This is a genomic window from Aquabacter sp., assembly GCF_965279295.1.
GTDB lineage: Bacteria > Pseudomonadota > Alphaproteobacteria > Rhizobiales > Xanthobacteraceae > Aquabacter.
This window is the reverse complement of record NZ_CBDIHQ010000016.1, coordinates 132,501-144,757: the sequence shown is the minus strand read 5'-3', so window position 1 is coordinate 144,757 and position 12,257 is coordinate 132,501. Positions and strand designations below refer to the sequence as shown.

The window sequence follows — 12,257 nt, the reverse complement described above, 5'->3', positions numbered from 1 at the left end:
ACGCGGGTCTAGGGCGGAAGGTTTGAGGATTCCCCAATGCCCATGAGCGTGCGCCAGATGGAAGTGTTCAACGCCATCATGCGCGCGGGCTCCGTGACGGGCGCGGCGAAGCTCCTCAATATATCGCAGCCCGCCGTCAGCGCCGTGCTTCGCCATTGCGAGGCCGGCCTGGGCATGCGCCTGTTCGACAGGATCGGCGGGCGGCTTCAGCCCACCCCCGAGGCGCACGCGCTTTACCCCGACATCGCCGGCATCTTCCGCCGGATCGATAAGGTGGGTGAGATGAGCCGCGATCTCGCGGGGGGTAAGTTGGGGTCGGTCTCCGTCGCCGGCTCCTTCCCCTTGATCCATGGGCTGGTCACGCAGGCGATGGCGGCCTTTCAAGCCGCCCAGCCGGAGGTGACATTCTTCCTCCAGACCTTGACCACGCAAAGCGTGCTGGATCGGCTGCTGACCGGCGAGGTGGACCTCGGCGTTTGCTTCGCGGACCCTCCCGCATCCACCGGCCTCGTCGCCGCCCCGCTGGCCGAAGCGGAAATTGCCTGCATCCTGCCCGCCGATCATCCGCTCGCCGCGCGGGCGGAGATAACGCCCCAGGATCTCGACGGCTTGCCGCTGATCACCTACACGCCGCAATCCCTGCTGCGCGAGCCGGTGGACCGTGCCTTTCTGGCGGCGGGCCGTGTGGCCGTGTTCCGCGCCCATGTGGACCTGTCGCTGACCGGCCTTCGCCTGGTGCAGCAGGGCTTCGGCATTGCCATCGTGGATGCGCGCATGGTGAGCGTCCTCGCCTTGCCCGGCCTTGCCGTGCGCCCGATGTCGCCGCCGATCACGGCGAAGGCGAACGTCATCTACCTTGCCGCCAAGCCGCGCTCGACAGCCGTCGTGGCTTTCCTGCGCGCCCTGCACGAAGTGGCCGGAAGCGATAAGGGTACGGACTTATCCGCATAAGCTGAGATTATGACCTTCCTACAAGTTGCGATTGGCTGCGGGTCCGGCAAGGCCCGATAGTCGCGCCAACTTAAAAACGTGGGAGGGCCGAGCGTGCCGGCACACAAGGTTGCCTTTCTCGATATCATGGCGCCCGAAGTCTATGAGGTGATTGCTGGGTGCGTCCCTGACGGCTTCGAGATCGACTTCGTCAATACCAACGATATCGACGCCCATATCAAAAGCGTGAGGGACGCCGAGTTCATTCTCACCGGCTATGCGCCGGTCAGGGCTGATCTCATGGCGGCCGCGCCCTCGCTCAAGCTGATCCAGAAATGGGGCATCGGCTATGATAAAATCGACCTTGAGGCCGCTCGCACGGCCGGGGTCGGCGTCACCATCGCCTTTGGATGCAACGCCGGACCGGTTGCCGAACTGGCGGTTGGCCTCATGCTGGCCGTCTACCGTCATATTGCCTTGTGCGACCGCCGACTGCGCGAGGGCATCTCCCTCAAGCAGCGCATGCGTTCTATAGCCTATCAGGTGGGGGGCAAGACCGTGGGCCTCTATGGCTTCGGCAACATCGCCCGCATGGTGGCGCACCGCCTGCGCGGCTTTGATGCAGATATTATCTATTACGACGTGCGCGGCGCCGACCAGGTGTCGGAACGCGCACTGGGCGTCCGCCGGGTCGAGTTCGACGAACTTCTGGCCACCAGCGACATTCTCTCGGTCCACGCGCCGCTCAATGCCGGCACGCGCAATGCCATCGACGGCGGCGCCATCGCCAAGATGAAAGACGGGGCCGTCATCATCAACACGGCGCGCGGCGGCATCGTCAACGAGCAGGCGCTTTACGAGGCGCTGGTGAGCCGCAAGCTGCTGGGCGCCGGCGTCGATGCGTTCGAGGTGGAGCCGCCGCCGCCGGACCATCCCTTCATGTCGCTCGACAACGTGATCGTCACGCCGCACACCGGCGGCGGCGTGTTCGACAATGTGGAGAGCGTCGCGCGCCACGCCTTCCGCAACATGGAACTGTGCCTGCGCGGCGCCGAGCTGCCGCGCGAGGACGTGATCGTCCCGCCCGGCCGACCCGCGACACCCCTGCGTGCGGCGGGCGCCCAATGACGGGCAAACGGGTCGATACCCACGCCCACATCTTCGTGCGTGGCCTCCCCCTTATCCCCGGTACCCGCTACGTCCCCAAAAGCGACCACACCGCAGCGGACTATCTCGCGGAGCTGGACGCGCACGACGTGGATTACGGCGTGATCGTCGCCCACAGCGCGTTCGGCACCTACAACGACTTCACGCTGGAGGCGCTGCGCGCCCATCCGCGCCTGCGCGGCACCTGCATCGTCGACCCGACCGTGGACATGGCGACGCTGCGCGCCATGGATGCGGCGGGCATGGCAGGCATCCGCTTTATGGCCCTCGGCTACACCCTGCCGGACATTGCCAGCGCCGAATATGCGGGCCTGTTCCGCAAGCTGGTGGAGTTGGACTGGCACGTCCACATGTATGCGGAAGGCGAGAAATTCGCCTACGCGCTGCCGATCTTCGCGAAGGCGGGGCTGAAGGTCGTGGTGGACCATTTCGGCCATCCCGATGCCGGGCAAGGAGAGGACAGCGTGGGCTATCAGGCGGCGCTGCGCGCGCTCGCCAACGGCCGCACCTTTGTGAAGCTTTCCGCCGCCTACCGCTTTCCGGACGTGGATGTCGCCCCCCTCGCCCGGCGTCTTCTGGCCGAGGCCGGCACCGAACGCCTGCTTTGGGGCAGCGACTGGCCCTTCACCCGGTTCGAGGACCAGGTGACCTACGGCTCGACGCAGAACCGCTTCAAAGCGTGGGTGCCGGATGCGGCGCAGCGCGACGCCATCCACGCCACGGCCCGCAAACTCTACCGCTTTCAAGACTGACAAGAGCCGACCACCGGCCAAACGAAATTTGGGAGGACAAGATGAACCGACGCCTAGCTCTACTCGGCCTTGTGACAACGGCGGCATTCGCATTTGCCGGTGCGGCCATCGCCCAAACCTTCCCCTCCAAGCCGCTCAACATGGTGATCCCCACCGCCCCCGGCGGCACCGGCGACATCATCGGCCGGCTGGTGCGCGAGAAGATGGAGCAGAATCTCGGGCAGACGATAATCGCCAACAACAAGCCAGGCGCCAACGGCACCATCGGCACGGCGGCGGTGGCGAAATCGCCGCCTGATGGCTACACCTTCTTCGTGGCTTCCTCGGCAACGTCGGGCGCCGCCTCGCTCTACAACAACCTCACCTACGACACGATCAAGGATCTCGCGCCCATCGCCTCCATCGCGGTGACGCCGTATTTCCTGTTCGCCAGCACGTCCCTGCCTGCGAACAACATTCAGGAACTGATCGCCCTCGCCAAGGCCAAGCCCGGCTCCATCGCCTATGCCTCCACCGGCCCCGGCGCCTTCACGCATCTGGCGGCCGAACTGTTCGCCTACAAGACCGGAACCAAGCTGCTGCATGTGCCCTATAACGGCACCGGCCAGGGGCTGATCGACGTTGCCACGGGCCAGGTCCAGATCATGTTTACCGGCCTGCCGGCAGCCATGCCGTTCGTGCAGGCGGGCAAGTTGAAGATCCTCGGCGCGGCGACCCTGGAACGCTCCTCTCTGAAGCCTGACGTCCCCACAATTTCGGAGCAGGGTGTCCCCGGCTTCGAGGCGGCCTCCTGGTTCGGACTCATCGCCCCCGGCGGAACCCCCGAGGACCGGCTGGAACGCATCGCGGCGGCAGTGAAGGTGGCGGTCGACGATCCCAATGTGCAGAAGCACCTGACCGACCTCGGCGCCGTGCCGTTCTTTCAGGGGCCGAAGGCGTTTCGCACATTCTTCGACAAAGACGTCGCCGCCTCCGCCGAGATCGTGAAAATCTCAGGCGCCACGGCCAACTGATCGCAGCCTTCCGCAGCCTTCCAGGAAGGGATGAACAATGACCGACTACGCCTCGTTTGCCGCGCGAAACCACCTCAAGGAAAAGCTCGATGCCGGCCAAGTGGTGGCCTGCATGATCCTGCGCATCTCGCGCGGCACCGAGATCGCCCGCATCGCCAAGGCCGCAGGTTTCGATGCGCTCTATGTGGACCTTGAGCATTCCTCGGCGTCGCTGGACACCACCGGCCAGATTTGCATGACGGCGGTGGACCTCGGCGTGACACCGCTGGTGCGCGTCGCGGACAGTTCGCCCGAAGCCATCTGCCGGGTGCTGGACAGCGGCGCCATGGGCATCATCGTGCCGGGCGTCTCGAACGCGGCCGGCGCGCGGGTGGTGGTGGAAGGCGTGAAGTACCCGCCTCTCGGTATTCGCTCGGTCTCCAGCGGCCTGCCGCATTTCAACTATCGCAGCGTGCCGACGGCCGAGGGCAATGCCATCCTCAACCAGCGCACCATGGTCAATGTGATGATCGAGTCCGAGGAGGCCCTCGGGCGGATCGACGAGATCGCCGCCGTGGAGGGCATCGACATCCTCCATGTCGGCATGAACGATCTCGCGACCGCACTCCGCCTGCCCCTGCCGCTCGACCCGGCGACGGTGATGGACATTTTCGGTAAGGTGCTCGCCGCTGCCCGACGGCACGGACGCCACGTCGGCGTGGGCGGCCTTACCAACATGCCGGAGTTGCTGCGGGCTCTGGTGAAGGACGGAGTGCGCTTCATCTCCGCCGGTACTGAACTCTCATTTCTGCTCTCCGCCGCAACCGAGCGGGCGAAGTTCGTTCACGGACTGCAGGACTAGGTTGAGGGAGCGCGCGACGACTTGCGCCGCGCGCTCTTTTCCTTTTGCCAGCCGACCGCGAGCGGGCCGGTGCCAAAGCCTACCGTCGTGTAGCCCCCCTCGGGGCGGAATGGCTCCGTCAATTTCCCAGGAACATGGCGTAGGCCGGATTTTCAGTCTCGTCCCAATGCGCATATCCAAGTTCTGCGAGGAAACCCTCGAAAGCGAGGCGCTCCGAGGGGGGAACCTGGATGCCCGCAAGCACGCGGCCAAAGTCGGAACCGTGGTTTCGATAGTGGAACAGGGAGATGTTCCAATCCGAGCGTAGGCCCTCCAGGAATTTCAGCAGCGCGCCAGGGCGCTCGGGGAATTCAAAGCGGCAGAGTATCTCGTTCTCCAGCCCCTCTACGCGCCCGCCGACCATGTAGCGGACGTGCAGCTTGGCCAGTTCATTGTCGGTCATATCCACGACGGTCAGGCCGTTATCCCGCAGCAGGGCGATGACCTCCCGCTTCTCCGCCTCTCCCCCCTTGAGAGCCACGCCGACGAATATCTGCGCGCTCGTGCCACGCGAGATGCGATAGTTGAACTCCGTGATAGAGCGTCCGCCCAGCAGCCGAATGAACGCGCGATAGGCGCCTGGCTGCTCCGGTATGGTGACGCCGAGCAGAGCCTCGGACCGCTCGCCGATCTCCGCACGCTCAGCGACGTGCCGAAGACGGTCGAAATTCATGTTTGCACCTGACGCGATGGCGATCACCGCCCCCGGCAACGTCAGGATTTCCGCATGGCGCCGCAGGCCGGCAAGCGAGACCGCGCCGGCCGGCTCCGCGATCGCGCGGGTGTGGTCGAATATGTCCTTGATGGCCGCGCAGATCTCGTCGGTGGTGACGGTCACCACGTCGTCGAGCAGTTCGTTGCACAGCCGGAAGGTCTCGTCGCCGGCCTGCCGCACGGCGACGCCATCGGCGAAGATGCCGACCTCGTTCAGCGGAACCGGACGGCCCGCCGCGATCGCCGCCTTCATGGACGCAGCATCCTCCGGCTCGACGCCGATCACGAGGACGTCGGGACGCAGGAATTTCACATAAGCCGCAATCCCGGCCGCAAGCCCGCCCCCGCCAATGGGCACGTAGATGGCGGCGAGCGGACCGGGATGTTGGCGCAGCAGTTCGACACCGATGGTGCCCTGCCCCGCGATCACGTCGGGATCGTCATAGGGGTGGACGAACACAAGGTCCTGCTCCTTGCAGAGCGCGAGCGCGTGCAGGCGCGCATCGTCGAAGGCATCGCCGTAAATGACGACCTCACCACCCAGGCGGCGCACGGCCTCGACCTTGATGGATGGGGTGGTGGTTGGCATGACGATGGTGGACTTCACACCGATACGCCCCGCGGCATAGGCGACGCCCTGCGCGTGGTTTCCGGCGGACGCGCAGATGACGCCGCGCCGCTTCTCATCCTCGGTCAGCCGGGCGACCTTGTTGTAGGCGCCACGCAGCTTGAACGAGAACACCGGCTGAAGGTCTTCCCGCTTCAGCAGCACCTCCCGGCCCAGCTTCTCGGAGAGCGTCCTCATCCGATCAAGCGGGGTTTCGATCGCCGCCTCGTAGACTGCCGTATCGAGGATGCGCCGGACGTAGTCTTGCATGTCTCATCTTCCTGAGTGTCGGCGCAAGGCATGTCCGCTTGTCACCGCCGGGTCAATGGCGGCGACAAATTGAGCCGTTCAAAATGCACCGCCCGCACCCCCGCCATAAAAAACACGCCCGAGAATCCGTCCTGGAGTCTCGGGCGTGCATAACGAGGTCAGGTTAAAGGCGGCGACCCAGCCGCCCGCCGTGCGTCAGTAGTCGACGGCGTCGCGGATGATCGGGCAGGTCATGCAATGCCCGCCGCCGCGCCCGCGCCCAAGCTCGGCACCGGAGATGGTGATGACCTCGATGCCTTCCTTGCGTAGCAGCGTGTTGGTGTAGGTGTTGCGATCATAGGCATAGACCACGCCCGGCGAGGCGCACACCAGATTAGCGCCGCTGTCCCATTGGGTCCGCTCGCGCATGTAGGCGTTGCCCCCGGTTTCCACCACGCGCATTTTCTTGAGGCCCAGCGCATCCCGCACGGTCTCCACGAAGCTGCCCTTGTCCTTGTGCAGTTCGACGCCGCCCTTGCCGTCCGGGCGATAGGAGAACGCCTCTATGCTGTTGACGATGTCAGGATAGAGCAGCACGCAGTCGCGGTCGGCGAAGGTGAAGACCGTGTCGAGATGCATCGCCGCCCGCAGCTTCGGCATGGCGGCGACGATGACCCGCTCAGCGCCGCCTTTCTCAAACAGCGTAGCGGCAAGCTGGCTGATGGCCTGGCGCGAGGTGCGTTCGCTCATGCCGATCAGCACATTGCCCTTGCCGATCGGCATAACATCGCCGCCTTCCAGCGTGGCCATGCCCCAGTCCTTGGTGGGGTCGCCCCACCACACGTTGACCTTGCCGGCAAAGTCGGGATGGAATTTGTAGATCGCCGTGGTGAGGATGGTTTCCTCGTGCCGTGCCGGCCAATAAAGCGGGTTCTGTGTGACGCCGCCATAGATCCAGCAGGTGGTGTCGCGGGTGTAGAGCGTGTTGGGAAGCGGCGGCAGCAGATATTCGTTGGTGCCTGCCGCGTCGCGGATCAGGTCAAGCTGCTCGCCGCCAATGCCTTCAGGGAATTCATAGGTGGAAAGGCCGCCGATCAGGGTTTCCGCCAACTCGCGGTTCGACAACCCCTCGAGATACGAGCGCACTTCATTGATCAGGCCGAGACCGATCTGGTTCGGCACCACCTGGTGGTCAAGAATCCATGCCTTGGCTTCCGGCACCGCGACCGTCTCGGCCAACAGGTTATGCATCTCCACCACATCGATGCCGCGATCCCGCATCTTGGTGATGAAGTCGAAATGATCACGCTTGGCGTTTTCCACCCACAGCACGTCGTCGAACAGCAGCGCATCACAATTGCTCGGAGTCAGCCGCTGGTGGGCGCGCCCCGGAGCGCAGACCATGACCTTTCGGAGTTGGCCGACTTCTGAATGGACACCGAAAGGAATGGCTGCGGCATCGCTCATGTTGATGCTCCCTGTTCTTTTGCTGGTTGTATCAAAGGGTGATGTAGCCGGTGGCGAGGCCGTGGATGCCGACGGCGCAGCCGGCGAGCGTCGCCAGGAAGATCGCCCATTCGATGGGGGTGAACAGCACCCTGCCCTGCTCACGCCGCGCCCAAATGTAGAGGAAGCTGCCGGGCCCATAGAGCACGCAGGACAGCAGCACGAACTTGCTGCCGCCGGCCAGGATCATGAAGATGGTGTAGGCCGTGGCGATGCCCGCAATGGTGAGGTCGCGGGTGCGATCCTGCGGGCGGACCTCATAGGTTTCGCCGCGCTTGGCGATCAGCACGGCGAAGCCCGCAACCAGAAGATATGGGATGAGCGACATGGCGCTGGTGAGGTTCAGCATCAGCGAGAAGGCATCGCTCGACCAATAGGTCGAGATGACGATGAGCTGAACAACGATGTTTGACATCCACAGCGCGGCAGCCGGCACCTTGGCCGCGTTCTCCGTGGCGAAGACCTTGGGCATGTCGCGCGTCTTGGCGGCAGTGAACAGGACCTCCGCGCAGATCAGCGACCAGGCGAGATAGGCGCCAAGCACCGAGACGATGAGCCCGACACTGACGAAGATTGCCCCCCAATGCCCCACCACCGCTTCCAGCACAGTGGCCATGGACGGTTGCCGCATGCCGGCGATGGCGGCGCGATCCAGCACGGCATAGGGCAGCATGGTCACAAGCACCATCAGGCTGGTGACGCCGATAAAGCCGAGAATGGTGGCGCTGCCCACGTCCGAACGCTTCTTCGCGAACCGCGAATAGACGCTGGCGCCTTCGATGCCGAGGAACACGAACACAGTCACCAGCATGGTGGCGCGCACCTGATCGAACAGGCTGGTCTCGGGCATGCCGACGCCGCCCCAGAAATTGGCCCGGAACAGATCCAGCCTGAAGGCACCGATCAGGATGATGATGAAGACCAGGATCGGCACGACCTTGGCGACCGTCACCACCGTGTTGATGACGGCTGCCTGCTGTACGCCGCGCAGAATCATGAAATGGAACAGCCAGATACCCACCGAGGCTAGGACAATGGCGATGACGGTGTTGCCGTCTCCGAACATCGGAAAGAAGGCGCCCAGCGTGGACTTGATGAGCACCCAATAGGAGACATTGCCGATGCAGGTGCCGATCCAATAGCCGAAGGCTGAGAGGAAGCCGGGATAGTCCCCGAAGCCTGCCTTCGCGTAGGCATAGACACCGGCATCGAGATCGGGCTTTCGCTCGGCGAGCGACTGGAACACGCGGGCCAGCATGTACATGCCCCCGGCGGCGATGCACCAGGCGATGATGGCGCCGAACGGCCCGGTCGCGGTTCCGAAGGTTCGCGGCAGCGAGAAGATGCCCGCGCCGACCATGGAACCGACCACCATGGCGGTCAGAATGGGGAGGGAAAGCTTCCCAGACTGCACTTCAGCCATCGGACACACTCCGCGACACGCCGGAAAACCAGGCCGGCGACTGGAAAACCCACTGTTTCCGACGAAGGCAGCATCGGAACACAATCTATTTATAGAACAAAGGCGCCGATTCGAGAATGATTTAAGTAAAATCGTAAATAGCCCTTCGTGCTGCAACGCAAATTTATCTTAATAATACTTTATAAAAATAGCCAAGTTTAAGTATAAATACTGGATACAATAATTCGCAGACGCAGCATTTATGGATGTGCATCGAATTTTCGTTCACCGCAACGCGGGAGCGACCAATGATATCGATGCCAAGGGAAATATAATCCCAGATATGTAGAAGGAGACGCGAGGCCAGCGGGCGCTCTGCAACTGGGCTCATCTCACCATCCTCTCACGGCATGGCGCTGCGCCGGCCCGAATTTACCCGCGCAAAGCCTTTGAAGCGGAACTGGCCGACCCTCGCGTGCGCGGGCTTTAAAACGCGGCGACATGGCGGATGTTTCGGAGCCTGGAAGCTTCAGTCGGCAGGGCTGCTTTCAGCCAGAGGCGCACTGGCGGGGGCGTTTGGATCGCCGGGCTCGGTTTCCCAGGCAAGGCCGGGAATGGCGACGATGCGCCTGCCCCGGCCATCCAGGCGGCACACGATCACCTGCTGCTCCTCCATATAGGCCAGGAGGCGGCGCGCACGACCGGGCGAGCGGCTGCCATAGGCGCGTGCGACATCGGCGTCGGACGGACAGGGGCGGTGGTCGAACGCGGCACGGGCGATCGACAGGAACACGCCCTGCATTTCCTCCGGCAGCGTGCCGGCCATGGTCAGAACTTCGGCCCAGGGCGAATCCTCCGCCTCGGCTTCCGCCATGTCGATACCGGCATGGGCCACAGCCAGCCGGCGGCGAAACGCCGAGAGGCTGAGGGGATCGTTTCCAACCCGGCGGATCCGGCAACGCACCAAAAAGTCCTGGTAGAGCACCGCGATGGTGCGGAAGCCGGCGACGCTCTCTGCGAGAATCTCCCGCATGACACCGTCGATCGCCGCCTGACGCTGCTCCGGGGACAAACCGGGAGGCGGCGCGGCCGCAGCGGCAGGCGGAGGTGTGGGCTGCACGCTGCGGGCAAGTTGCGCCAGCACATCCGCCGTGGGCGCGACCGCCGGCGGACGGCGTGGCACCAGGGGCCGTGTTTCATGGGCACCGGCGGTGAAAATCAGATCGTGGGCGTCCTCGGCCGCAGCAGGCTCCGGCATCGGCATCAGCTTGGGACTGGTGGAGCGGGCCGAGGTCTCCACCGGGCCGATGCGCACCGGAAGCGGCCGACGCGCCAGGGCCGGGCCGAGCGCAACGAAATTGCCACTCTCCAGATCGCGGAACATCTCTGCCTGCCTCCGCTCCATCCCCAGCAGATCGGCGGCACGCGCCATATCAATATCTAGGAAGGTGCGGCCCATGAGGAAGTTGGAAGCTTCTGCCGCCACGTTCTTCGCAAGCTTCGCGAGACGCTGGGTGGCGATTACCCCGGCAAGGCCGCGCTTGCGGCCTCGGGACATGAGATTGGTCATGGCGCCAAGCGACACTTTGCGGGCTTCGTCCGAGACCTCGCCAGCCGCTGCGGGGGCGAACAATTGCGCCTCGTCCACCACCACTAGGACCGGATACCAGACCTCCCGGTCCGCATCGAACAGGCCGCCGAGAAAGGCTGCGGCGGCGCGCATCTGCTGGTCGGCGTCGAGACCTTCGAGGTTGAGCACGACGGAAACCCGATGCTGGCGCACCCGTGCGGCTATTCTCTGAAGGTCTGCCTCGCCGCGCTGGGCATCCACCACCACATGGCCGAAGCGATCCGCCAGCGTGACGAAATCCCCCTCCGGATCGATGATCGCCTGCTGCACCCAGGGGGCGCTCTGTTCAAGAAGCCGACGCAGCAGGTGCGACTTTCCCGAGCCGGAATTTCCCTGCACGAGAAGGCGCGTGGCCAGAAGCTCCTCCAGATCCAGCACAGCCGTTCCCCCGCCTGCGCGGGTCCCGAGATCGATGGACACCTTGGCGGGCGCCGTCATCGTGGCGACCGCATTGCGGTGGAGCGACAAAAAATCATGGCCGGACTCATATCAATTCGCGCGGCGTGTTCAACCGCCCACAAGCCTCTCGGTGCACCAAGAGGGTAATGAATGGGGCGCGGCAGTTATATCGAGGCGCTGTGCCATACCAGGGTGCTGGATTCGTCAGGCTTCGATCCGCATGTAGCCGATACGCCGCCATTGGCCTCGAGCTTGAGACGAGCGACATCGACAGTCTCTGCCATGCGCCCGATTCCCTCGCCTTTTCGCTCGCGCTTGCAAGCCCAAGGATTTGGGATCTGGCAATCGCGCAGCAAGGTCGACCCGTGATTGCGTTCTTCAGCTCGCACGGCTGAGGCTTTGAGATTTTCGCGGCCCCAGTGCCGGCGGACCAGCAGAGCGGCTGGCGCGGACATGTTGCGGCTTTATGAAGCAACAGACGCGGTGTTTTGCGAAATTCTGCGCAAGGCCGTATTTTCAATTCCCGGAAGATCTTAGGTAATAGAGCGGGCATGTTCCGGCTACGCCAGATTCATTATTCTAAACGAAAAGACCCCGTCTGATTTCTCAGGCGGGGTTTTGTTGTTTTTGGTCGTCTATATGGGCATTGAAGCTGGTTAGCTTATTTCGTCATGTCCTTTGCAGGCCTGGCAGCGACCTACTCTCCCGCGTCTTGAGACGAAGTACCATTGGCGCAGTGAAGTTTAACGGCCGAGTTCGGGATGGGATCGGGTTCAGGCTTCACGCAATAGCCACCAGGCCGGCGAAGGACATGAGGAATGAAGCTGGTCTTTGGAGCGTTTTGCTCCGGATCCGTTTTTTGTCGCATGCCTTGCATGGACATCGAGGATGAGAACGATCAAGCCAATCGAGCTATTAGTACCGGTAAGCTGAACGTGTCGCCACGCTTACACACCCGGCCTATCAACGTGGTGGTCTTCCACGGCTCTCAAGGGAAAACTCGTTTTG

The 12,257-nt window shown here is 63.6% G+C and carries 9 protein-coding genes and 2 rRNA genes (1 of these 11 only partly in view); 5 read left to right on the top strand and 6 right to left on the bottom strand.

Translation table 11 applies throughout. From position 1 onward, the window contains the following. Nucleotides 1-36 precede the first annotated feature (36 nt). From ADADO0_RS13070 to ADADO0_RS13050, 5 genes are all read left to right on the top strand, one after another. A complete protein-coding gene (locus ADADO0_RS13070; protein WP_511305588.1) occupies nt 37-951 on the top strand; it encodes a LysR family transcriptional regulator in 915 nt (304 codons plus the stop codon). Nucleotides 952-1,044: 93 nt separating this feature from the next. Then, nucleotides 1,045-2,058 (top strand): 2-hydroxyacid dehydrogenase, encoded by a 1,014-nt coding sequence (locus ADADO0_RS13065; RefSeq protein WP_511305587.1) that lies wholly within the window; start codon nt 1,045-1,047, stop codon nt 2,056-2,058. Further along, complete coding sequence (locus ADADO0_RS13060) at nt 2,055-2,849, top strand: amidohydrolase family protein (protein ID WP_511305586.1); 795 nt, start codon at nt 2,055-2,057, stop codon at nt 2,847-2,849. The genes ADADO0_RS13065 and ADADO0_RS13060 overlap by 4 nt, the downstream gene beginning before the upstream one ends. 41 nt (nt 2,850-2,890) lie before the next feature. Continuing rightward, nucleotides 2,891-3,862: a Bug family tripartite tricarboxylate transporter substrate binding protein gene (locus ADADO0_RS13055; RefSeq protein ID WP_511305585.1), complete on the top strand. Its 972-nt coding sequence runs from the start codon at nt 2,891-2,893 to the stop codon at nt 3,860-3,862. A gap of 37 nt (nt 3,863-3,899) precedes the next feature. Further along, complete coding sequence (locus ADADO0_RS13050; RefSeq protein ID WP_511305584.1) at nt 3,900-4,703, top strand: HpcH/HpaI aldolase family protein; 804 nt, start codon at nt 3,900-3,902, stop codon at nt 4,701-4,703. A 118-nt stretch (nt 4,704-4,821) separates the two neighbouring features. Here ADADO0_RS13050 and ilvA read toward each other — a convergent pair whose 3' ends face one another. The 6 genes from ilvA to ADADO0_RS13020 form a co-directional block, all read right to left on the bottom strand. Then, nucleotides 4,822-6,333 (bottom strand): threonine ammonia-lyase, biosynthetic, encoded by a 1,512-nt coding sequence (gene ilvA, locus ADADO0_RS13045; protein ID WP_511305583.1) that lies wholly within the window; start codon nt 6,331-6,333, stop codon nt 4,822-4,824. A 195-nt stretch (nt 6,334-6,528) separates the two neighbouring features. Beyond that, nucleotides 6,529-7,779 (bottom strand): arginine deiminase, encoded by a 1,251-nt coding sequence (gene arcA, locus ADADO0_RS13040; protein ID WP_511305582.1) that lies wholly within the window; start codon nt 7,777-7,779, stop codon nt 6,529-6,531. Nucleotides 7,780-7,810: 31 nt separating this feature from the next. Continuing rightward, nucleotides 7,811-9,241: a basic amino acid/polyamine antiporter gene (locus ADADO0_RS13035; protein WP_511305581.1), complete on the bottom strand. Its 1,431-nt coding sequence runs from the start codon at nt 9,239-9,241 to the stop codon at nt 7,811-7,813. A 508-nt stretch (nt 9,242-9,749) separates the two neighbouring features. After that, complete coding sequence (locus ADADO0_RS13030; protein ID WP_511305580.1) at nt 9,750-11,288, bottom strand: ATP-binding protein; 1,539 nt, start codon at nt 11,286-11,288, stop codon at nt 9,750-9,752. 645 nt (nt 11,289-11,933) lie between these two features. Then, nucleotides 11,934-12,048: ribosomal RNA gene (gene rrf, locus ADADO0_RS13025) — 5S ribosomal RNA — on the bottom strand. Between the two features lie 95 nt (nt 12,049-12,143). Then, nucleotides 12,144-12,257: ribosomal RNA gene (locus ADADO0_RS13020) — 23S ribosomal RNA — on the bottom strand (it continues 2,708 nt past the right edge of the window).

Coding starts and splice junctions, on each gene's coding strand:
- ilvA (WP_511305583.1), bottom strand. CDS start 6,333: ATGCAAGACTACGTCCGGCGCATCCTCGATACGGCAGTCTACGAGGCG.
- ADADO0_RS13050 (WP_511305584.1), top strand. CDS start 3,900: ATGACCGACTACGCCTCGTTTGCCGCGCGAAACCACCTCAAGGAAAAG.
- ADADO0_RS13030 (WP_511305580.1), bottom strand. CDS start 11,288: ATGACGGCGCCCGCCAAGGTGTCCATCGATCTCGGGACCCGCGCAGGC.
- ADADO0_RS13060 (WP_511305586.1), top strand. CDS start 2,055: ATGACGGGCAAACGGGTCGATACCCACGCCCACATCTTCGTGCGTGGC.
- ADADO0_RS13055 (WP_511305585.1), top strand. CDS start 2,891: ATGAACCGACGCCTAGCTCTACTCGGCCTTGTGACAACGGCGGCATTC.
- ADADO0_RS13035 (WP_511305581.1), bottom strand. CDS start 9,241: ATGGCTGAAGTGCAGTCTGGGAAGCTTTCCCTCCCCATTCTGACCGCC.
- arcA (WP_511305582.1), bottom strand. CDS start 7,779: ATGAGCGATGCCGCAGCCATTCCTTTCGGTGTCCATTCAGAAGTCGGC.
- ADADO0_RS13070 (WP_511305588.1), top strand. CDS start 37: ATGCCCATGAGCGTGCGCCAGATGGAAGTGTTCAACGCCATCATGCGC.